This is a genomic window from Spiroplasma taiwanense CT-1, from assembly GCF_000439435.1.
Taxonomy (GTDB): domain Bacteria; phylum Bacillota_I; class Bacilli_A; order Mycoplasmatales; family Mycoplasmataceae; genus Spiroplasma_A; species Spiroplasma_A taiwanense.
On record NC_021846.1, the window covers coordinates 186,416 to 209,641 of the forward strand.

Annotated in this window: 23 protein-coding genes and 1 tRNA gene; 20 read left to right on the forward strand and 4 right to left on the reverse strand. The window is 23.8% G+C overall.

Annotated elements, in window-relative coordinates:
• The first annotated feature begins 1 nt into the window (after position 1).
• The 7 genes from STAIW_RS00900 to STAIW_RS00930 all read left to right on the forward strand — a co-directional run bounded on the left by STAIW_RS00900 (position 2) and on the right by STAIW_RS00930 (position 7,024).
• On the forward strand, positions 2-1,090 hold the full coding sequence (locus tag STAIW_RS00900; protein ID WP_020833994.1) for a transcriptional regulator: 1,089 nt from the start codon (positions 2-4) through the stop codon (positions 1,088-1,090).
• Positions 1,091-1,098: 8 nt separating this feature from the next.
• On the forward strand, positions 1,099-2,901 hold the full coding sequence (locus STAIW_RS00905) for an AAA family ATPase (protein ID WP_020833995.1): 1,803 nt from the start codon (positions 1,099-1,101) through the stop codon (positions 2,899-2,901).
• 7 nt (positions 2,902-2,908) lie between these two features.
• Positions 2,909-3,490, forward strand: coding sequence for a 4Fe-4S single cluster domain-containing protein (locus STAIW_RS00910; RefSeq protein WP_236608525.1), 582 nt, complete (start codon positions 2,909-2,911; stop codon positions 3,488-3,490).
• Between the two features lie 204 nt (positions 3,491-3,694).
• A complete protein-coding gene (locus STAIW_RS00915; RefSeq protein ID WP_020833997.1) occupies positions 3,695-4,342 on the forward strand; it encodes a nitroreductase family protein in 648 nt (215 codons plus the stop codon).
• A gap of 154 nt (positions 4,343-4,496) precedes the next feature.
• On the forward strand, positions 4,497-5,603 hold the full coding sequence (locus STAIW_RS00920; protein WP_020833998.1) for a hypothetical protein: 1,107 nt from the start codon (positions 4,497-4,499) through the stop codon (positions 5,601-5,603).
• Between the two features lie 32 nt (positions 5,604-5,635).
• The gene (locus STAIW_RS00925; protein WP_020833999.1) at positions 5,636-5,983 is read left to right on the forward strand and encodes a hypothetical protein; all 348 of its coding nucleotides are present in this window, start codon (positions 5,636-5,638) and stop codon (positions 5,981-5,983) included.
• 402 nt (positions 5,984-6,385) lie between these two features.
• A complete protein-coding gene (locus STAIW_RS00930; RefSeq protein ID WP_020834000.1) occupies positions 6,386-7,024 on the forward strand; it encodes an SUMF1/EgtB/PvdO family nonheme iron enzyme in 639 nt (212 codons plus the stop codon).
• Positions 7,025-7,277: 253 nt separating this feature from the next.
• Here the strand turns inward: STAIW_RS00930 and STAIW_RS00935 are convergent, their stop codons facing one another.
• A complete protein-coding gene (locus tag STAIW_RS00935; protein ID WP_020834001.1) occupies positions 7,278-8,129 on the reverse strand; it encodes a bifunctional 5,10-methylenetetrahydrofolate dehydrogenase/5,10-methenyltetrahydrofolate cyclohydrolase in 852 nt (283 codons plus the stop codon).
• Between the two features lie 40 nt (positions 8,130-8,169).
• On the opposite strand from STAIW_RS00935, the gene STAIW_RS00940 reads away from it, so the two are divergent.
• Positions 8,170-9,735, forward strand: a complete 1,566-nt coding sequence (locus STAIW_RS00940) for a formate--tetrahydrofolate ligase (protein ID WP_020834002.1) — start codon at positions 8,170-8,172, stop codon at positions 9,733-9,735.
• 29 nt (positions 9,736-9,764) lie between these two features.
• Here the strand turns inward: STAIW_RS00940 and STAIW_RS00945 are convergent, their stop codons facing one another.
• A complete protein-coding gene (locus STAIW_RS00945) occupies positions 9,765-11,123 on the reverse strand; it encodes an FAD-dependent oxidoreductase (protein WP_020834003.1) in 1,359 nt (452 codons plus the stop codon).
• Between the two features lie 124 nt (positions 11,124-11,247).
• Between STAIW_RS00945 and STAIW_RS05585 the strand changes: the two genes are divergently transcribed.
• The 5 genes from STAIW_RS05585 to gpmI are packed head-to-tail and all read left to right on the forward strand — an operon-like array spanning position 11,248 to position 15,990.
• Positions 11,248-11,973 (forward strand): hypothetical protein, encoded by a 726-nt coding sequence (locus STAIW_RS05585; RefSeq protein ID WP_020834004.1) that lies wholly within the window; start codon positions 11,248-11,250, stop codon positions 11,971-11,973.
• 24 nt (positions 11,974-11,997) lie between these two features.
• A complete protein-coding gene (gene nagB, locus STAIW_RS00955) occupies positions 11,998-12,762 on the forward strand; it encodes a glucosamine-6-phosphate deaminase (protein WP_020834005.1) in 765 nt (254 codons plus the stop codon).
• A 51-nt stretch (positions 12,763-12,813) separates the two neighbouring features.
• Complete coding sequence (gene tpiA / locus STAIW_RS00960) at positions 12,814-13,557, forward strand: triose-phosphate isomerase (RefSeq protein ID WP_020834006.1); 744 nt, start codon at positions 12,814-12,816, stop codon at positions 13,555-13,557.
• 14 nt (positions 13,558-13,571) lie between these two features.
• Entirely contained in the window at positions 13,572-14,402 is an 831-nt protein-coding gene (locus STAIW_RS00965; protein WP_020834007.1) for a Cof-type HAD-IIB family hydrolase, read from the forward strand.
• A 1-nt stretch (position 14,403) separates the two neighbouring features.
• Positions 14,404-15,990: a 2,3-bisphosphoglycerate-independent phosphoglycerate mutase gene (gene gpmI, locus STAIW_RS00970; protein WP_020834008.1), complete on the forward strand. Its 1,587-nt coding sequence runs from the start codon at positions 14,404-14,406 to the stop codon at positions 15,988-15,990.
• Between the two features lie 14 nt (positions 15,991-16,004).
• On the opposite strand, the gene STAIW_RS00975 is transcribed toward gpmI, so the two are convergent.
• Entirely contained in the window at positions 16,005-16,631 is a 627-nt protein-coding gene (locus tag STAIW_RS00975; RefSeq protein ID WP_020834009.1) for a hypothetical protein, read from the reverse strand.
• Between the two features lie 561 nt (positions 16,632-17,192).
• A complete protein-coding gene (locus STAIW_RS00980; protein ID WP_020834010.1) occupies positions 17,193-18,170 on the reverse strand; it encodes an NAD(P)/FAD-dependent oxidoreductase in 978 nt (325 codons plus the stop codon).
• A 42-nt stretch (positions 18,171-18,212) separates the two neighbouring features.
• On the opposite strand from STAIW_RS00980, the gene tsaE reads away from it, so the two are divergent.
• The 7 genes from tsaE to STAIW_RS01015 all read left to right on the forward strand — a co-directional run bounded on the left by tsaE (position 18,213) and on the right by STAIW_RS01015 (position 23,149).
• Entirely contained in the window at positions 18,213-18,653 is a 441-nt protein-coding gene (gene tsaE, locus STAIW_RS00985; protein WP_020834011.1) for a tRNA (adenosine(37)-N6)-threonylcarbamoyltransferase complex ATPase subunit type 1 TsaE, read from the forward strand.
• Positions 18,653-19,219, forward strand: a complete 567-nt coding sequence (gene tsaB, locus STAIW_RS00990; RefSeq protein ID WP_020834012.1) for a tRNA (adenosine(37)-N6)-threonylcarbamoyltransferase complex dimerization subunit type 1 TsaB — start codon at positions 18,653-18,655, stop codon at positions 19,217-19,219. The genes tsaE and tsaB overlap by 1 nt, the downstream gene beginning before the upstream one ends.
• Positions 19,220-19,259: 40 nt before the next feature.
• Positions 19,260-19,350 (forward strand) — tRNA-Ser (locus STAIW_RS00995).
• A 96-nt stretch (positions 19,351-19,446) separates the two neighbouring features.
• The gene (locus STAIW_RS01000) at positions 19,447-20,034 is read left to right on the forward strand and encodes a hypothetical protein (RefSeq protein ID WP_020834013.1); all 588 of its coding nucleotides are present in this window, start codon (positions 19,447-19,449) and stop codon (positions 20,032-20,034) included.
• 1 nt (position 20,035) lies between these two features.
• Positions 20,036-21,460, forward strand: a complete 1,425-nt coding sequence (proS, locus tag STAIW_RS01005) for a proline--tRNA ligase (RefSeq protein ID WP_020834014.1) — start codon at positions 20,036-20,038, stop codon at positions 21,458-21,460.
• A 110-nt stretch (positions 21,461-21,570) separates the two neighbouring features.
• Positions 21,571-22,494, forward strand: a complete 924-nt coding sequence (locus STAIW_RS01010) for an alpha/beta fold hydrolase (RefSeq protein ID WP_020834015.1) — start codon at positions 21,571-21,573, stop codon at positions 22,492-22,494.
• Between the two features lie 127 nt (positions 22,495-22,621).
• The gene (locus STAIW_RS01015; protein WP_020834016.1) at positions 22,622-23,149 is read left to right on the forward strand and encodes a DUF402 domain-containing protein; all 528 of its coding nucleotides are present in this window, start codon (positions 22,622-22,624) and stop codon (positions 23,147-23,149) included.
• The last annotated feature ends 77 nt before the right edge of the window (positions 23,150-23,226 follow it).

Consider the following 23,226-nt stretch of genomic DNA (forward strand, 5'->3'; position numbering starts at 1 on the left):
AATGAGTATGTCTGCAGAGGAAATTCTAATAAATTGTGAGAAACAATTTTCTTTTTTAAAAAAAGATATTGAAGTTTTAATTTCTTATATTAACGAATTACTAGCTCAGTGTAAAAAGATAGATAATTCAAATTTTTTTCAACAACAAATAAATTATTTTTTGGAAAAATTAAAAATTGAAAATAAAGAATTAATTGAAAATGCTTTTGAAAAAGAAATTTCAAGTGATGTTCATGTGGAAATTGAAAAGTATCATGAAATACAAAGATTTGCAGAGAAAAAGCGAAATAATATTACTGACTTAAAAACAAAAATATTTCTTTTAAAAAGTGATATTATAAAAAAAGAACAAATGCAAATAAAAAAATCATTAGAAAAAAATTATTTTTCAAATATTTTAGATTTAAAAAAACAATTAATAATGAATTATAAAGATGATCAAGATAAATTATTTATTAAAAAATTATTTGAAGATAAAGAACATCTTTTTATAAATAAAAAGAAGGATAAAATATTGAGTTATATTTTTATTGAGTTAGAAAAATACAAAACTTCAAATAAAATAATATTCGAAGAAATAATTTCAAATTCGATAGAATTATATAAAGATGATCAAGATGTATTTGCAATAGTAAAAAATGAAATGAAATTATTATCAGAAAATAAAGATAATGAGAATATAAATGAAATTATAAGTAAGTATTTGTATAATTCATCCAAATTGGCAGAACAAGAAGTTATTAGAAAAGATAATGTTTTAAAAATTGTAAATGCAATAAGAAAAGTTGGTTATATTGTTAACCCGAATAATATAAGAAAAATTAAACAAAAAAATCTTATAATTATACATGGAGAAAAAATTACAGGCGAAACTGCAGATTTTGCTGTTAGACATGATGGTAGCTTTATCTATAACTGAGAGGGTTTTGAAGGACGCCAACATGATGAAGATGCTAAAGCTTTTATAAAAAAACTTAAAGATTTTAATATTCATGCAAGCAATGAATTTAATAAGCAATATAGAGAACCAAAATATATTGCTAAAAGAAAAAAAGTAATAACTGAAAATAATACAAAGAAGGATAAGTAGGTAAAGTAATGAGTACAAAAAAAAAATTAAATCAATTAAAAAATCTTATTGGAATTAAAAAGGCAATAATTGTTGAAGGAAATATTGATGATATTTATGAATACAAAGGAAGATATATTAATATTCATGAAATTATTTTTAATATTTTTGATGAAAAAAAGTATTCTGATAAATTTATATTTGATCAAAACTCTGGATTAAGAGGTTCAAAATTTTCAAATTTACTTTTAAATGATAATCAAATTTCTAATCAACAGTCTTTAAATGATTTTGAAGAGTTATTTTCTGATAATACTCAGTCATCTTCAGAGGACTCTATAAAATTTAAAAAACCAATTGATTTTTTTTCAATTTTAAATAAAAATTTAAATAGAATAGATAATAAAAAAATAGTTTTTTTAGCAGATTATACTAATTTTGTTTTTGCTGATAATTCATTAGAATTAGAAGATAGAATTGTATTAACGGAATTTTCAAAATCATTAAAAGAATCTGAATTTTCAATTTCAAAAATTGATGAGTTATCTAATTGTATTATTTTTTTAACTAAAAAAATAAATCAATTACCACCAAATTTATATTTAGATAATCCAGAAATTTTAATACTTACTATTCCAAAACCAAATAGAGAGGAAAGAAGAGAATTTCTTTCAACTCTAAAATCATTAATATCTGTAACAGATATTTCATTGGAATTTGAAAATATAGTGGATGCTACAGAAGGTTGAACTTTAAAGGAATTATCTCATTTTGTAAAGTTTTCTTGTAATTTTGCACAACCAATAACATTTAATAAATTATTTAATATTTACAATTATGGAGAAAAAATTTCTCCATGAGAAGAATTAAGTTATGAAAAAATGTTAAGTATTAAAGATGTTTTGTCTTCAAAAGTAATTGGTCAAGAAGATGCAATTTCAAAAGTAATAAAAATTATTTATAAGGCATATACAGGACTAAGTGGAGTTACTTATTCTTCAAAACGTAGTAAACCAAAAGGAACATTATTTTTTGTGGGTCCAACAGGTACAGGAAAAACAGAGTTAGCAAAAGCAATAACAACATTTTTATTTAATGATGAAACAAATTTAATTAGATTTGATATGTCAGAATATGGACAAGAAAATTCTGATCAAAAATTAATTGGGGCTCCTCCGGGCTATGTTGGTTTTGAAGGTGGAGGTCAATTAACAAATGCAGTAAAAGAAAAACCTTTTTCTGTAATTCTTTTTGATGAAATTGAAAAAGCAAATCCTAAAATATTTGATAAATTCTTGCAAATTTTGGAAGATGGAAGATTAACAGATAATACAGGACAAACAGTAAGTTTTAGTGAAACTTTTATAATCTTTACTTCAAATATTGGTGCAGCAGAAGTAAGTCCAAATCAAGAAAGTACTTTAATATATAATGAATTTATAAGAAAAGTGCAAAACCATTTTACTAATGAATTAAATCGACCAGAACTACTTGGAAGATTTGGAAATAATATAATTCCATTTAATTTTATTAAAGATTTATCTTTAAAAGCAAAAATTATTAAGCAAAAGGTTAAACCATTGCAAATTGCTATTTATGAAAAATACAAAGCTAAATTATATATTGACCTAAATGATCAAAATATAATAGAGATCATTTTACAAAATGCAGATGAAAGAAGAGGAGGAAGAGATGTTTTAAATTCTTTAGAAACAAATCTTGTTGATCCATTATCTGAATTTATATTTAAAAATTTACAAAATATTAAACCAGGAGTTAAAATTCAAGTTTTTGTACAACAAGGAAAAATTAACTTTAATATAAATGGCTAATTTAAATATGGGTAAATTTTTAATGAATAGTGAAATTGAAGGACCTGGAATAAGATTTGTGATTTGATTTCAAGGATGTAATATTGGGTGTAAGGGATGTAGTAATCAAGAATTATTAGCATTAGATAAAAAAATGTTTATGCCAACAACATACATTTTTGAAAAAATTTTGGAAGCCAAATCTAAGTTTAATATTGAAGGAGTTACTCTTTTGGGTGGTGAACCATTTTTACAACCTGATGGACTCAGTGAATTGGTTATTTGATGTCAAAAAAATGGCTTAACAGTTATTTGTTTTACAGGCTATATTTATGAAAAATTACTTGAAGAATATAGCGAAATTTTAACTAAAATAGATATTTTAATCGATGGACCTTTTATTATGAAACTATTAGATAGAAAAAGACGACTTGTTGGAAGCAAAAATCAAAGAGTCATTAAAATAACAGATAAATATAAAGACTGTGATTATTTTGAGCAACCACATTCAGAGGCAGAAATTCAAATTTATAATAATAGACTTTCTCTAAATGGAGATGGAGTGATTTTTGATAATGAAGAAGGGGAATTTAATTTTAAATTGAAATAAATTTTCATAAATTTTGATTTAAAATTAAAGAGTAATAATTCAATTATTACTTTAATAAAAAATAAGAAGATTAAGTTGAAATACTTGTAAGTAATTTTATTACTTACCTTAACCTATTATTATGAATATTTCAATTAATAGGCAATTTGTAACTTATGTTACCTTTTTATAAATCTCTTCTTAAAATAAGAAAGGAAATTTAAAATGACAAAAAGTTTAGAACTATTAAAAAAAAGACGTTCAGCAAAAAGGTTTGTAAATGATTTTAAAATTGATGATTCAAAATTAAATGAATTATTAGAATCAATAAGAATGGCCCCTTCTTCATTTGGAATGGAACCGTTTAGAGTGATTTATATTGAAAACAAAGAAATAAGAGATGAGTTATTTCAAGCTTGATGAAATCAAGTTGGAATAACTCAGGCTACTGGTTTATTAATTTGAGTGGGATTTAAGGAAGAATACATAACAAAAACATTAATTCCAGAACAAAATCAAAGAAATATTCCAGAACAATTTGCAAATATTAGAACTCAAATGGTGGGAGGCTTAACATCAGCACTTGCTGTTCATGGTATGAATTATGAAGAATGAAGTGCAAGACAAACATATATATCAGTGGGAACAGTATTAAACACAGCAGAAGAATTAGGAATTGATTTATGTCCTTCTGAAGGATTTGATCCTAATGAGGTAGCCAAAGTCTTAGAAAAACATAATTTAATAGATATAAAATCTGAAAAAGTTATGGTAGGTTCATTTGTTGGAAAAGTGGATACTAGTCAAGATTTCCATCATTTCTTTGAAAAAACAAGAAAACCGATGGAGCTTGCAGCAAAAGTAGTTAAATAATTTTATTTAAAAAAGTAAGTCAATTTTGACTTACTTTTTTATTTTTTTTGACTATAATTTTCATTGGAGGAAGACAATAAAATTTTTAATTAGAAGTCGTATTATTTTTTATTCCAAAATAACTTTTTAATTTACTTTAAGAAGGGAGAAAAAAATGAATTCAACAAATAGCAGTAGATATCAATTAATATTTGATATTACTATTTCTGCAATATTTATTTCTTTAGCAATAAGTTTAAAAATTATCTTTTTCTTTATACCAAGATTTGATTTATCAATTTATATTTTATGTATTTCTGCACTTTTTTTAAAAAATAAAATTGCACTTTTAGTTACAATTGGGGTTAGCTTATTATCTTTTTTTGTAGAAAAAAGTATTATTGAATGGGCAAGTTATATGTTAGTTTCAATGCTAATTTGTACGATTTTTATTTTAATAAGAAAATTTATATTTAAAAATAAAATTATTTTATATGCACTTTTACCAGTTTTAGTTTTATTATACTCAACAGTTTCACTTTTTACTTGAATTGGTCTTTATGGAAAAATTGAAAAATACGCATTGTATTTAAGTAATTTATCTTCTGCATATATTATTTGTTTTTTATATACATTTGCTACACCACTAATATTTTTACCAACTCTTAAATTATTTGAAAATTTATTTTTTAAATACTCATCTTGCTTTAATAAGATTTTTATTAATTATTTTGATTCAAAAGATGATAATTTAATTTCTATTTCAAATCAAAAAATTAATTATAAAGTTCAGCTAGTTATAATGATATTTTCAATGATGCTACTAAGCGCTTACTTTAGCTATTTGCCTTACAAATTAGCGGTATGATTTAATATTTATTATGTAATTTCTATTCTAATAGTTCCTATTTTAATGTTGTTTGTTACACCCTTATGGATGAAAATGGCAAAAAGAAAGGGGAATAAAAATGTTTTACAAGTTAATTCAATTGGAATACTAATTGCAATAATTTTTACTTTTAGTTCATTTTCAACAACAAATATTCTTTTTTCAAATATTTCTATTTTTGTAGGAATAATTTTATTTGGTAGTTTTATAGCAGGTTTTTTGCCAATTAATATAGAAGCTATAAAAAGTTATGAAAAAAGAAATAATTTAAAAAATAAAACAAGCAAATATAATGCATTATTTGAGTTTTGACTTATTCCCTTGCCTTTTTTATTAGAATTATTTACAAAATCAACATATGTTATGTCTTTATTTATGTTTATTCAATTTTAATTCCTATTCTTATTATTTGTAATAAGAATATTATGTCAGAAAAAAATGTACTAATTTTTGATAAAAAAGCTATTAATACACTAAAACAAAATAAAGATTTTTTCATTCAAGTATTTATTCAAAATTATTTTATTGGATTTATAAAATTTTTAGAAATATCTTTAAGCATTTTCTTTTTTATAAATTTATATCAAAATGAAATAACATTTAATTTTGATATAAAACAAAATTATGTCTACTTATTTATTATTTTTAGTTTTGTTTTAAAGTATTTAAGTCAAGAAATTTTTAAATTATTTAACTACAATAATCCAAAAATAAATAGAGTGGGTATTTTTTTTAGTATTTTTTGGAATATCTACTTTATTAATAATTTATAGATATATTAATTTTGCAAATGCAAATTTAATATATAGAATTACCTTATTAGTTTTAATGATATTTTTTGGAATAGGATACTCAATAATAGAAAAAACTAAAATATTAAAATATAAAAGTATGGTTAGCAAAAATAAATTTTCACTAGCAATGATTATTGATCATGTAATGGGAATGCACTATTTTCATTATTAATTACATCAATATTTTTTGTATTAATCATATTTATTAAATTAAGTTTAATAAATTTATTAATTTTAATTAGTTTTATTTTATTATTTGCAATTTTATTATTAATAACTGAATTAGCATTTAATTTAAAACGTATAAAGTCTATTTTAAATAAAATATAATAATTTCTTTTTATATGTTTAAATAAAAATATAATAAAAAAAAGGTTCTATATGATAAAAATAAATGAGAAAGAATTTTTAATCGGTAATAATGATTTCGATGGAAAATCTACTGATTTTGAATCTCCACCAAAAATGGTGAAAGTTGAAAGTTTTTGAATTGATGAAACTTCAGTAACAAATCAGATGTTTAAAGAATTTGTGGATGAAACAAATTATTTAACTGAAGCAGAAAAAGTAGGGTATTCATATGTATTTCACTTACAATTAACTGAGGAAACAAAAAAGAACAATGAAAAATTAGCAGGTTTAGATTGATGATATGAAGTAAATGGTGCATTTTGGAAATGTCCTTATGGACCTAATTCAAATATTGATAATATTTTAGATCACCCTGTTGTACATGTTTCAAAAAATGAGGCGGTAGAATATTGTAAATGAGCTAAAAAGAGATTGCCAACAGAAGCGGAATGAGAACTTGCAGCAAGAGGTGGAAAATATAATACTAAATTTCCTTGGGGAAATGAAAAAAAAGTAGAAAATAAATGAATGTTAAATATTTTTCAAGGTAACTTTCCATATGAAAATACATTAGAAGATGGTTATTTAGGAACTTCACCTTGTACTGCTTTTCCTCCAAATTCTTATGGAATTTATCAAATGCTTGGTAATGTTTGAGAATGGTGTTAAAATCCTAAAGGTATAGATTTTGAAGATTTTAATAACAAAACTGCGATTCACTTTTGAGAGAGTTGCCAAAATTATTCAAATAAATTAGTAGCAATTAGAGGAGGTTCTTTTTTGTGTTGTGATGATCTCTGTGAAAGATATAAAGTTTATTCTAGAAATGGTAACTATGCAAATTCATTTTTATCAAATTTAAGTTTTAGATGTGTAAGTGATCAGGAAGAATAAATAAAAACCCAAAATTTTGGGTTTTTATTTATTGATTTGAATTTTTATTTTTATAAAGTTGAAAAACATTTTGTAACAAACATGCAATTGTCATTGGACCAACTCCACCTGGAACAGGGGTAATGTATTTTACAATAGGATAAACTTTTTTAAAATCTACATCACCACAATATTTTCCTTCAAAAAAATTAGCTCCTACATCAATAACTGTCATTTTTTTATTTACAAATTTTTTATTTACAAATTTTGGAGAGCCAGCAGCACTTATTAAAATATCTGCTGCTTTACAAATTTTTGAAAGATTTTTTGTTTTTGAATTACATACTGTAACTGTTGCAGATTTATTAATAAGCATATTTGCAAGAGGTTTTCCAACAATGTTACTTCTGCCAATTATTACTACATTAGCTCCAACTATATTTATTTGTTTATGTTCAATTAATTTAATTATTCCAAATGGTGTTGCTGGAAAAATATTGGAATTATTTAATATTACATTACCTAAAGTAATTGGTGAAAATCCATCAGCATCTTTTTCTGGTGAAATTAATTTTGTTATTTTATTTTCATTTATATTTAAGGGTAAAGGTAATTGAAGAATAATACCATCAACTGTTTCATCATTATTTAATTTGTTAATTATTTCAATTAATTCATTTTCTTTAATATTTTCTTCTAATTTAATTAGTGTATTTAACATTCCAACATCATTGCAAGCCTTAATTTTATTCTTTATATATTTATTACTTGCACTATTATTTCCAATTTGAATTATTGCAATTTTTGGTAATCTTTTTTTCCCTAATTGCTCTATACTATTTTTGAGAGCAGAATTTAATTTTTGAGATAAAAATTTACCATCAAGTATTTTATCACTCATATTAGGTTCCTTTCTAAAATATTTCTCAAAGGTGATTATAATGGAAAAAATAAAAAAAATATTAAATAAACTAAAAATAAATGATGATGATTTGAAATTTTATGGAAATAATATTACAAAGATAGATTATGAAAACTATTTTTGTAACAAAAAAAAGGGTAAATTAATTTTAATGACATCTATTAATCCTACACAAGCAGGAGAAGGTAAAACTACAACAGCAATTGGATTAGCAGATGGTCTAAATTATTTAAAAAAATCTGTAATTTTAGCTTTAAGAGAACCATCAATTGGGCCAGTTTTTGGACGTAAAGGTACAGCAACAGGTGGTGGAGAAAGTGAAATTGAACCTATGTCTGAGATAAATCTTCATTTTACAGGAGATATTCATGCAATTTCAACTGCAAATAATTTAGTATCTGCAACAATTGATTCAGAAATATATTGAAATTCAAAACTAAACTTTGATTCAAATAGAATAGTTTGAAAAAGATGTTTGGATTTAAATGATAGAGCTTTAAGAAATATGGAAATTCAAATTTCCAAAAATGTTTCTAGAAAAGAAGAATTTACAATAACAGCTGCAAGTAATATGATGACAATTTTGAGTCTTTCAAAAAGTGAAGAAGATTTAAGAGATAGAATTAATGATTCATTAATTGCATATGATAAAAATGGTGAACCAATTTTTCTAAAAAGTCTAGAAATTACAGGATCACTTATGGTTTTATTAAAAGATGCAATAAAACCGAATTTTGTACTTACAAAAAATGATACTCCAGCTTTAGTTCACTGTGGACCATTTGCAAATATAGCAACAGGTACAAATTCAATAATTTCTACAAATTTAGCTTTAAATTTAGCAGATTATTGTATTGTTGAATCAGGATTTGGAAGTGATTTAGGATTTGAAAAATATATGAATATCATAAATAATGAAAATGACTTAATTCCTGATTGTGTTGTTATGGTTATAACTTTAAGGGCTTTAAATTTACATAAGGATTTTGAAAATAATTTTACTCACTTAGAACAACACTTAAAACATGTTAGATTATATAATTTAAATTTAGTTGTAGCTATTAATTTTATTAATGGAGATAGTGAAAAACAGTTAATTGCTCTTCAAGATTGATTGACTAAAAATAATTATGAATGAGAATTAAATGAAGCGTATAATAAGGGACCTATTGGAGCTGTGAATTTAGCAAATCGTGTTATTGAAAATTCAAATAGACAATTTAAATTTAAAACTCTAATTAATTCTCAAGATTCAATTAAAGAAAAAATTAAGAAAATAGTTAATAATTTTTATTATCTTAATGAAATAAATTACACAGAAAATGCAGAAAATTCAATCAGTCAAATTAATCTTTCAAAATATAAAGAATACCCAATATGTATGGTTAAATCATCAAATTCAATTGATGGAAATGATTTTAATCAAAAAAATTATAAATTAATTATAGATAAAGTTATTGTGAATAGTGGAGCAAGATTTATACTTGTTTTTACAAATAATGTTATGAGTATGCCAGGCTTAAATAAAAATCCAAATTCAAAAATTATTGATCTCGTAAATAAAAAAGTTTGCGGTTTAAAATAAAAATGTAACCTTATAAAGTTACATTTTTATTATTTTTTAAAGTAGTTTAGACCTAAAACCTCTAAACTTGCCAATGTAATAAAATTATATGGCTTATTAAAGTGAGGCAAGAAGAAAATATCAACTAAAGGTAGTTCATCAATAGTCAATCCTTTTTGAATTGCTAATGCAAACATATACATTACCTCAGTATGATTATTAATTGATGCAACTTGTGCTCCAATAATTCTTCTTGATTTTTTATCTCAAATAATTTTTATTGAAACTTCTTTAAATGATGACATAAATTCAGGTCTATCCGAATCTTTAAAAATAACCTCTTCAGCATCAATTCCAAATCTTTTACATGATTCCATTGAAATTCCAACCGAAGCCATTTTTCAACCAAAAACTTCAATACCATTTGCTCCTGTAAAACCTGGACTAGATAGCTCATTACCTTTTACAATATTTACAGCAGCCATAATTCCAGTTCTAACAGCTGTTGTAGCTAATGCTATTTGAGTATCTTGTTTTAAAGAACAATTATAAACTTGTGCACAATCACCAACTGAATATATATCCTTATTTGAAGATTGCATAAATTCGTTTGTTTTTATTGCACCTCTTTCATCTAGTTCAATAATTCCTTTTAATAAGTCTGTTTGTGGTTTAACCCCAACAGAAAACACAACGTAATCAACTTCAATTTCACCTTTGTCTGTAATTACTTTTTTAACTTTTCCATTTTCACCCTCAAATTTAACCACTTTTTGACCAAGTGCTAAATGAACACCTTTTTCTTGCATAGTTTTTTCAACTAATCCAGTAAATTCGTGATCATAATAAACAGGCATAATTCTATCTGCTATGTCAACTAAGGTTACTTCTTTTTTTGCTTCAACAAAAGCATCAACAAGTTCTACACCGATATATCCTGCTCCAACTACAGCAACTTTTTTAATTTCAGGGTTATCATTTGCAGCTTTTATTTTTTGTGCATGATGATAATTTTTACAAATTTGAACACCGTCTAAATTAATTCCTTCAATTGGTGGAAAAATTGGTCAAGTACCTGTTGCTATTACTAATTTATCGTAATTGTCTTCAAATTCTTCTCCTGTTTTTAAGTTTTGAACTGTTATAGTTTTGTTTTTTTCATTAATACCAATTCATTTATGTTCCATTTTAACATTAATATTTTCTCCTGCTAATATTTCAGGTGATGCGTAGAATAATCCTTTTGGGTCTTTTACTTCTCCTCTAACTCATAAAGCTATTCCACACCCTAAAAATGAAATATTATCATTTGCATCATAAGTAGTTATTTCCATTTTTGGATCTAATCTTCTTAAAGTTCTTACTGTTGTTGTTCCAGCATGATTTGTTCCAATAACTATTGTTTTCATTTTAAATACTCCTTTTTTTATAATTACACTATAATAATATATGAAATATAAAATCATTACCTATTTTTTTGATTTTTTCTATTATTAAATAATTTTTTAAAAATTTTACTAAAGAGGTGAGAGAGTGTTTTTAAGAATTACAGGAGATATAAATTACTATTTAAAAAGAGTACAATGAATTAAGTATTTTGATGAATTTAATATTTCAAAAAAAACATCTTTTTATATCAGAAAAATTGAAAAAAAAGTTAATGATAAAAATACATTTACTTATTTTAAATATTGAATTTTATGAAAATGAGTAAATATGAATTTTGAATTAAATGAATCTTTTATTTTTCATTTTAAAAGAAACATAAAAAAAATGAATTTAACATTATCTGCAAAAGAAGAAAGATTTCTTATTGAAGTTGAAGAATTAATTTTTAACTCTTGAAGACCTTTAAAACAAATTCCTGTTAAATTTAATTTGGATAAAAAAGAAAAGATAAATTTACTTCAAACAAATGTAAATGTTCATATTTTCAAAAAAGACTTAATTGAAAAAAAAGTAGTGCAATTAGGAAAATTTGATTTTTACTTTTCGAATAAAAATTTATTTTTTACAAATTCTTTTCAAAAAATTCAAAGAATAATTAATTATGAAGAAATTAAAAGTGTAACAGCTGAAATATATGGAATTATTATTGAAACAGAAGATAATAAATACTTAATTAGGGGTAAAAATAAATTATTAACCTATGTTTTATTACAAAGAATGGTACCAAAATTGAATTTAAATATTAATAATATTTCAAAAATATATAATTATTTTGATTTTTGAAATATTTTACTATTAAAAATAAATTAAAATATTACATGGAGGTATAGATAAATGAAAGTAATTAAAGTTATAAATAATAATAAAGCTGGAGAAGTAGCAGGAGATATTATTTTAAATATTGTTAAAAATAAGGCTAATGCAATTCTTGGATTGGCAACAGGTAGTACACCAATTTCTACATATAAATATTTAATTGAAAAAACTAAAAATCAAAAAGTTGATTGATCAAATATTAAATCATTTAATCTTGATGAATATAAAGGTCTATCTTCAGAACATAAACAATCTTATAGATATTTCATGAATAATACTTTTTTTGATCATATAAATATTGATAAGAAAAATACATTTGTTCCTGATGGTTTGATTGAGACAAATGAACAAGCTGCTAAATATGATAAAGATATAAAAATGGCTGGTGGAATAGATATTCAATTGTTAGGATTAGGAATTAATGGTCATATTGTTTTTAATGAACCAGGAACTTTGTTTGATTCTATTACTTCAATTGTAGATTTAACTCAATCTACAATTGAAGTAAACTCAAGATTTTTTAAAGATAAAAAAGATGTACCCAATCAAGCAATTTCAATGGGTCTTAATTCAATTATGAAAGCAAAAGAAATTGTTTTAATTGCCACAGGTAAGAGTAAAGCAGAAGCAGTTAAACACTTAATTGAAGGACCAATTTCAAAGGATTGACCATGTACGATTCTATTAGAGCACCCAAATATAACAGTAATTATTGATGGAAGAAGCATCAGAATTACTTTCTTAAAATCCTTTAGAGGATTTTTTTCATTGAAATTTAATTAGGACTACTAATAGTGTAGAATCAATTATGTAATTATGTTAGGAGAAATAAAAATGAGAAAACAAATTATTGTAGGAAACTGAAAAATGTTTAAAAATAATTCTGAAGCAGTTCAATTTGTGAAAAGCATTGAAGAAAAAATTGTAAAAAATGAAAATTTAATTGCAGGAATTGCAGTTCCATCAGTTATGTTGAGCGATGTGAAAAAAATTGCCAAAAATATTATTATAGCAGCTCAAAATTGCTATTTTGAAAAAGAAGGAGCTTTTACAGGTGAAATTTCAATCCCAATGTTACAAGATTTATCAATCAATTATGTAGTTATTGGTCATTCAGAAAGAAGAAACATTTTTGGAGAAACCGATGAAATGATTAATAAAAAATTAAAAGCATTATTATCTGCAAATATGACACCAATTTTATGTTGCGGAGAAAGTTTAAAAACTTATGAAAAAGGAAAAACTGTGGATTGAGTTAAATCTCAAATTTCAAATGCATTTGAAGGTGTTTCTGCAGAAGAAGCAAAAAAAGTTGTAATAGCTTATGAACCAATTTGAGCAATTGGTACTGGTAAAGTAGCTACACCAGAAATTGCACAAAATGTATGTAAGGAAATTAGAGAAATTATTAAAAATCTTTATAATCAAGAAATTTCAGATCAAATACTAATCCAATATGGAGGAAGTGTTAAACCAGAAAACATTAAAGATATTCTTGAACAAGAAGATATTGATGGTGTACTAGTCGGTGGTGCTTCATTAGTCGTTGATTCATATTTGGGATTAATAAACTTTTAAAAGGTATACAAAAAATGAAGGAAAGTAAATTTAAATTAGTTGCATTAGATATGGATGGAACAACTTATGAATCACTTGGAAATATTGTAGAGGAAAATATTGAACCAATTAATAATACAATAAAAAATGGAGTAAAAATTGTTTTTGTAACCGGAAGACCAGTTCATTCAAAAATTAATAGACTTGAATTATTTAATTTTGATAATGATGAAGAAACTTTATTTGCTGGTTTTAATGGAGCTTTAATTTTTGATATTACAAATAATTTGAAAATTGATGAACAACCAATTTCAAAAGATACTGCAAAAGCAGCTTTTGATCTTTTGAAATTAGAAAAATTTAAAGATTGTAATTTATGAGCATATACTACAAATCCAAAGATTTCATATATAAGTAAAGACTTATTTATTGCAAAAGATCTTCAACACGAAGTTCCTTTTTTTGGTTCAGAGCCAATAGTCTATAATGATAATCTTGAAATGTATTCTTGCTATAAATTTTTAATGTTTAATGGAACAATAGAATTTGCAAATGAATTAAGAAATTTAAGTTTGGAAGTAGCTTGAACAGAAGGTTCATTTGCAGGAGAAGTTACAAAAAAAGGTATTAATAAAAAGTATGCTCTTGAATTTTTATCAAAAAAATATTCAATAAGACAAGAGGAGATTTTGGCAATTGGAGATGGTGCAAATGATATTCCTATGTTTGAATTTGCAGGACATTCAATTGCACCAGCAAATGCTCATGCTGATGTTAAGAAAAAAGCAATTGAAGTTTCAGATTTTAAAAACACTGAGGGTGTTGTTGCTAAAGCACTAAAGAAATATATTTTAGGAGAAAATTAATATGAAAACAAAAAGACCAGTAGTTTTAACAATTTTAGATGGTTGAGGAATAGCAGAAAATTCAGAGGGAAATGCTGTTTTTCAAGCAAATATGAAATTTGTAGAAAGTTTAAAACAAAAATATCCTTGAGTTTCTGCTCATGCCAGTGGTGAATGAGTTGGTTTGCCTGAAGGACAAATGGGAAATTCAGAAGTGGGTCATATACATTTAGGAGCTGGAAGAATAAAATATGAATCACTTTCTTTAATTAATAAAGCTATTAAAGATAATGTTTTCGATTCAAATTTGGAAATTCAAAATGCAATTAAAACTTCAAAAGACAATAATAGTGCATTTCATATAATGGGATTATTTTCTGATGGGGGAGTGCATTCTCATATGCAACATATGTTTGCTACTTTTGAAGCTGCTGCAAAAGCAGGTTTAAAAGAAATTTACTTACATTTATTTACAGATGGAAGAGATACAAAACCAACAGTTGCGTTAGATTATTTAGAAAAACTTTACAATTTATTTGATGAATATAAAGTTGGTGAAGTTGGTTCAATTTCAGGAAGATTCTATTCAATGGATAGAGATAAAAGAATGGAAAGAACAGCTGAAGGTTATAACTCTTTAGTAGATAGAAAATGTAAAAATTCATTTACAAATCCATTTGATTATATAAAATCTCAATATGAATTAGGAAAAGATGATGAAGGAATTTTGCCTGCATTTAATAAAACATGCAAAAATGGATTTATTAAACCAAAAGATACTTTAGTTTTTGCCAATTTTAGACCTGATAGAGCTATTCAAATGGCAAGTACATTTACAAATAAAGATTATTCTGCTTGATCAGATGATGCTTTTAAAGGATTAACTTTTTTAGGAGATAAAATACATTTTTTAAGTATGATGGAATATTCGGCGTCTGTAAAATCAAATTTTATTGCATTCAAATCTATTGAAGTTATTAATGGTTTGGGAGAATGAATTAGTAAAAAAGGATACAAACAATTAAGAATTGCAGAAACTGAAAAAATTGCTCATGTTACTTTCTTTTTTGATGGGGGTAAAGATTATTTTAAAAATGGATTAGCATCACCTGAAGAAATTAAGTTAAATGGGGCATCAATTGATTTAATTTCATCACCAAAAGTTGCAACTTATGATTTAAAACCAGAAATGTCTGCAATAGAAATAACTGATAAACTTGTTGAAAGAATTAACTCAGAAGAGTTTGATTTAATTGTTTTAAATTATGCCAACTGTGATATGGTTGGGCATACTGGAGTTTTAAAAGCCGCAATTCAAGGAGTAAAAGTTTTAGATGACCAGCTAAAAAGAGTTTATGAGGCTTGCACTAATCATGGGGCAACAATGATAATAACAGCAGATCATGGAAATGCTGAGGTTATGATTGATAATGATGGAAGACCAAATAAAAAACATACAAGTCAACCTGTTCCAATAATAATTACAGATAAAAATTTAAAACTTAGAAAAGATGATGCAGCTATTGCTGATGTTGCTGTTACAATTTGCGAAATGATGGGTATTGAAATTCCATCTGAAATGACTCAGCCTTCTTTAATTGAAAAATAATGAAAAAAAGATTTTTAAATCTCTTTTTCATTATTTAATTTGTTTTCAAATTTTCTTGCTATTATAATTGGAATAAAAAATAATATAGTTATAAAGTAAATATGAATAAGAAAGAAAGCACAAAAAAATTGTAAAATAAAATCAAAAGTTTTATTTTCTTTTTTTGCAATAAATTTTAAAATTATAAGAACTATTCCAATAAAACTAATAGATAATGTAATTAAATAAAGAATTAAATAAAATAAATTATATAAAAATAAATTGTCTTCTATAAATTGATAATTTTTTGTTTTTGTTAAAAGTATAATTGAAATTATAAAACAAAATGAAAATAAAAACATTTTTATTATTTCATTTCAAAAATTTATTCTATTTTTGTTTCATTTATTATTTATTTTTATTTTTTCTTTATTTTTAAATTTTAAATTATTTAGTGAAATTCAAAAATATTGACATCCTGTAATCAATAATAAACATCCAATTGAACCTAAAATATACATTTCAATACCATTTGTAACTCTAAAATTGAAGAAAAAATATGGAGTAGTAAAAATTCCAATATCGTATTCTGTTACTCATTCTGGAAAATTTTCACTCTCAGGGATATAATCAAAATAATACTCTTGTCCAATAGAATTCATAATTATAATTCTCAATGAAACAAAAGTAACATAAAAAAAAAGGAAAAATTCAACAAATAAGTAAATCTTTTTTATATCATTCTTTTATATTAATAATTTTTCTACTTTTTGAAATAAAAAAATATATAACTGAAATTAAAAATGTTATTAAATGTGTGACGAATGTTACAAATCATTTTATAGCACTGTTATATTCATTTGAATAAATTGCTAGGGGATTTAAGTCTTTGTCATTAACACCAATAACACTAAATAAAGCAATTCAAAAAAGAGCCATTGTTAATGTCATATAACTTAAAAAGCCAATTCAAGCTTTTGTTGAAGGACCCAAAGATTTCATTTTCCATTTAAAAAAATAAATATAAAAAATATAAAGAACATTCAATTTGTCTGTGTTGTTTAAAATGATGCATTTGCAAATAATTTATCATATCATTGAAAAATATAATATCTTGGTGGTGGATAAATTTGTGCAACTGTAGCGTCAAGAATTAAAAAAGCAAAAAATCCAGTTAAAAGAATAATTCAAATAGTATTTTTTAATTTTTTATTATTTATAATCTATCAACCACTATTTAGTATCTTTCTTTTATTTACTTTTTTTTCTATATTTACAACTGCAATCATTGCTTCATAAAAACCAGCTAATAAATTTCTTACTTTCGTATCATAATGACAACAATCACCAGCAGCATAAATTCCTTCCACAGATGATTCCATATTAGATTTCACAATTATTTTTTTCAATTTATTTATTTCTAAATTTAAATTTTCAAATTTTTCTTTTTCAATTGTATAGCCAAATTGCACTATTACTTTATCAAAACAAATTTCTTTTTCTTCATTAGTTTCTACTTGAATTACCTTTAATTTTTCAGCATTATTTAATTTTTCACCAGTAATTTCAGAAAATTTATAAGGAGTTAAGAAATTCACTCCTTTACTTTTAGCTTGTTCTAAACTCAAAGGTTTTGCTCTAAATTCATCTCTTCTATGAATTATTGTAATTAAATTTTTATTACTACTTAATTCATTTGCTCAGTCAAGTGCAGAATCTCCACCACCAAAAATTAAAATACTTTGATTTTTAAAAGATTTAATATCTTTAACAGTATAAATAATATTGTTGTATTTTTTTTCTGTTAATTCTATTGGTTTATAAATTCCAAATCCATCTGTAAATAATATTCTTTTAAATTTTTGCTTTGTATTATTTGAAAAACAAACCTCAAATCAATTTTCAAATTCATCACAATCCGGTTTTATTATATTAATTGATGTAACTATTGTGTTCAAAAAAAAATTGATATTATTATCTTTTTTAATACATTCATACATTTTCTGTACTGCTTGATTACCCAAAATTTTATCAATTGCAGGAAAATTATGAATATATTTTTCTGGATAAGACGATGTAATTTGTCCACCATATGTTGACTTTGCTTCAACTACAGTTCCACTAAGTTTTAAGTCTGCAGCCATTTTTCAAGCATATAATCCAGTTGGACCACATCCAACTATTAAAATATCTTTTACCATATTTTATACTCCAAATCTGTAAAATCATTATATCATATATATATGAATGGAAAATATAATAGAATTACAGTTTTTAAGGTTAAAAATATAAATGAATTAGTAGAAGTTGCACAAAAATTAGCTTTATTTTTTAAAAAAAATACGTGTTTACTCTTAGACGGGGAAATGGGGGCAGGAAAAACAACATTCACTAAAATATTTTTAAAAGAATTAGGAGTTAAAGAAGTTGTAACTTCACCAACATTTGTAATTATGAATCAATATTTTTCTAATGAAATAAAAATAAATCATATTGATGCATACAGATTAAATCAAAATGAAGAATTTGAAATGTATTTAGATGAAATGATTGACAGTTTTAATGTAATAGAATGAAGTCAAAACTTAAATATTAATTTAAAAAGTTATTTTGAAATAATTACAGTTAAAATAAAAATATTTTCAGATGAATGTAGAGAATTTCTTATAGAAGAAGGTGGATAATGAATTTTTTTATTGATACAAGTAATACAAAATTAGTATTAATATTAGAACATAATAATATTATTATTGATAGTTTGATAATGGAAAATCAATTTAAAGTTAGTGATATTGTTTTTACAGAAATTGAAAAATTTTTACAAAAAAATAATTTGACATTAAAAAATTTAAAAAATTTGTATACCACAAGAGGACCAGGAAGTTATACAGGCATAAGAGTTGCAATTACAATTTTAAAAACTTTAAAACTTATAAATCCATTTTATAATATTTTTTTAATTTCATCATTAGCTTTTCAAGCAGAATTAAACGATTCAATAAGCATTTTGGATGCAAAAGGAAATAAAAGTTATATTGGTATTTATTCAAAGGGAGAAAATATAATTTTAGATCAATTAGTACCAAATGAGTTAATTGAAGAATTTAAACAACAATTCCCTAATTATCAAGTCAAAAAAGATTATGAAAATATAAATTTTGAACAATATTTTCTGAAACTTAAAAATTATTTTAAAAATATTGAAAATATTGAAAATATTGAACCACTATATATAAAACATTTCATTTAATTGCTATGTTTTTTATTTTTTTGCTATAATCTTTTTGTATGGATTGATACTCAAGTTGGTGAAGAGGGCACCCTGCTAAGGTGTTAGGTCGGGCAACCGGCGCGAGAGTTCGAGTCTCTCTCAATCCGCCATTTAGAAAATTTAGCAAGATTTTGAAATCTTGATTTTTTTATTTATTATGATATATCATATAAAATATAATTATATTACTTTCAAGGAGACTAAAAATGAAATTAAATAATAAAAAAGAAAAATCTATTTTAAGTGAGAATCAACCAAAAAAAAGTTTTTTAAAGAAAATTTTTAATTTTAAGGAGGGACAAAAAAAAGTTTTCCAAATTATTAAAAATAAAAAAAACAATCATTTATATTTTTATACTGATGTATCAAATATTTTTTTAATCTTAGAAAATGGAATTAGACTTTTGAAAGATCAAAAGTTAAAAAAAGATGAAGAGTATATTGTTTGGACATATTTGGAGAATGAAAATTCTGTAGGTTTAGAATTTGATTCATCTACAAGAGCGCACTTTTGAAAATGAGCAAGTGAAGCAAAGGTTGATATTGAAAAAATTTCAGTAATCGGAATTAATTTTGATATTTTAGCAAAAGTTACTAAAAATGATTGAGCACTTGATGAGATTAAAAATATAGTTTATATTTATGAGACAATTCCATTGGAAGCAATTGAATTTATTATGATAAAAGATAAAGCTAATTTAAATAGAATTCAAACTTATGTTGATGCAAATGACATTGAAATTGATGTCTTTTTTGGTGAAACAGGAAACATAGAAAAAAAGGAGAGAAAGTAATATGGCAAATCAAATTGAAAAAATTACACCAAGGGATGTAAATTTTAGTCAATGATATACTGATGTTGTAAAAAATGCTGGTTTAATGGAATATGGTCCTGTAAAAGGAACAATGATTTTTAAACCGCATGGTTTTGGAATTTGAGAATTAATACAAAAATTTGCAGATATTGAGTTTAAAAAAGAGGAAGTTAAAAATGTCTATTTCCCTTTATTAATTCCTGAAAAATTATTTAAAGTTGAAAAAGAACATATTGAAGGATTTGCACCAGAATTAGCAACGGTTACAAAAGTTGGAGATAAGGAATTGGGAGAAAATCTTTATATACGTCCTACAAGTGAGGTATTGATTGCTGATTTTTTATCTAGAGAAATAAAATCTTATAGAGATTTGCCTATTAAATATAATCAATGAGCAAATGTTATGAGATGGGAAAAAACAACTAGACCTTTTTTAAGAAGTAGTGAGTTTTTATGACAAGAAGGACATACTTTTCATGCATCAAGAGAAGAAGCAAAAAAAATGACTTTAGATATTCTAGAAATATATAAATATATTGCAAATGAAATTTTACTTTTACCTGTTATTTTTGGTAAAAAAACAGAAAAAGAAAAGTTTGCAGGAGCAAAGGAAACTTATACTATTGAATCACTTATGTATGATGGACAAGCACTTCAATGTGGAACAAGTCATTATTTTGAAGATAATTTTTCAAAAGTTTTTAATATAAAATTTCAAAATAAAAATCAAGAAGAAGAAAATCCATATTCAACAAGTTGAGGAATTTCTACAAGATTAATTGGTGCTATAATTATGACTCATTCTGATGATTTTGGATTAGTTTTGCCAAGCAAAATTGCACCAATTCAAATTTCTTTAATTGCAATAAATGATTTTGTTGAAGTTATACAAACTTGTGAAAAATTAAAATCTATGTTCGAGTTAAAATATAGAGTGGAATTAGATAAGACAGATAAATCATTTGGTTTTAAAATTTCTGAAGCAGAAATAAAAGGTGTTCCAATAAGAATTGAAATTGGACCAAGAGATTTAAAAAATGGTGTTGCCACAGTTTCAAGAAGAGATTTAAGAACAAAAGAACAAGTGGAAATTGAAAAAATAAATGATTATATAGAAAAACAAATTTCTGAATATGACAAAAATCTTTATAATAAAGCACTTCAACATAGAAAAAATCTTACTTTTAAAGCAAATACATTAGAAGAATATATTTCAATTATTGATAAAAATCCTGGTTATGTTCTTGTACCATTTTGTGGCGAAATAGAGTGTGAAACAGATATTAAACATAAAACTTCAACAAATTCAAGATGTATTCCGAGTGATATTGAACAGATTAATTCGATTTGTTTTAATTGTAGTAAAAAATCTTCACTAATGGTTTATTTTGCAAGAGCTTATTAAAATCAAAGTGTTTTGATTTTTTTATTTTTATAAAAATAAAATATTTTAGTTAAAGTATCATAGTTAAAAGATTTTTTTATTTATTATATAATAATTTAAGGTGAAGCATTATGAAAGAAACTACTATTGAGAGCTTTGATGGAAAAGAAATATCATTACGAATTTGAGATCAAGTAGAAGAAGTAAAAGGTATAATACAACTTGTACATGGAAGTTGTGAACATTCATTAAGATATAATAATTTTGCAAATTTTATGAATGACCAAGGTTGAATTGTTATTGGAAGTGATCATAGAGGTCATGGAAAAACAGCAAACTTGGAAAATAAAGAATTAGGTTATTTTAGCGATAATGATGGTTGAAATACTATAATTAAAGATTTAAAAGAAGTTAATAATTTTATAAAATCTAATTTTACTAATACTAAAATAGTAATGCTCGGCCATTCAATGGGAAGTTTTATGGCACGAAACTATATCATTGATTTTGGAAATACAATCGATGGATGTATTTTAAGTGGTACTTCATGATATTCAAAAACTTTATTAAAATTCTCAAAATTAATAGCATCAAAAAGACAATCCTTTTACGGTAGTAAAAATATTGATAAATTTATTTGAAAATTAAGTTATCAAAAATTTAATAATAAATTTAAAAAAGAGGGTATAACAGGTGTAGAGTGATTATCAATTGATAAAAACAATGTTGAAAATTTTGTAAATGATCCTTTATGTTGATTTATTTTTACAACTTCTGCTTTTAAAGACCTTTTCACAGGTTTATTATTTATTCAAAAAAAAGCAAATATAAAAAAAATTAGAAAAGATTTAAAAATTTTGCTTATTTCAGGAAAAGATGATCCTGTTGGTAATTTTTCAAAAAAAGTAAAAAAAACTTATAGAATTTTTAAAAATAAAAAATTAGATGTGAAAATTAAATTATATGATAAATTAAGACATGAAATTTTATTTGACTTATCAAAAGAACAAGTTTATATTGATATTTTAGAATTTTTAAAAAAACTACTAAAATAATTTTAAAATTATTTTAGTTAAACTTTATTTTATTGTGATATATAATTAATTTGTATACGACTTAGTGATTAATTTTATAATTGTACATATTTAAATTTTTAGAATAGGAATTTGAGGGGGTATTTGTATGTCTACAAAACCAGGAGATTTAGTTCTTGTTCATGCATATAAACATAATGGTAATTTATATCGATCTTGGGAAAATGTTATTGTTTTTGAAAATAATGAAGATTGTCTGATTTTAATAAATGAAGAAGTTTTAATTACAGAATTTAATGGAAGAAGATGAAAAACAAATGAACCTGCTATTTGATTTTTTTTCAAAGACAAGTGATATAACACAATATGTATGTTTAAAGAACGTGGGATAAATTATTATTGTAATTTAGCTTCACCATATATTGTTGAAGAAAATACAATAAAATATATAGATTATGATTTAGATTTTAAAGTTTTTAATGATTATAGTTACAAAATCTTAGACTTAAGAGAATTTAATAGAAATAGAATTTCTTGAAATTATTCTAGGGAAATTGTTGAAAAAATTTGAGAAAATGTGGATTTATTGAAAAAGGATATAGAATTAAAGAAAAATAGTTTTGATCATAACTATGTAAAAGAAATTTGAAGAAAATATAAAGAAAATCTAAAATAGACTTATATTTACTTTATTTTATTGAAAAAAAATGTTTAAAATAATAACTAGTACATAAATATTTAAGGGAGAAATTA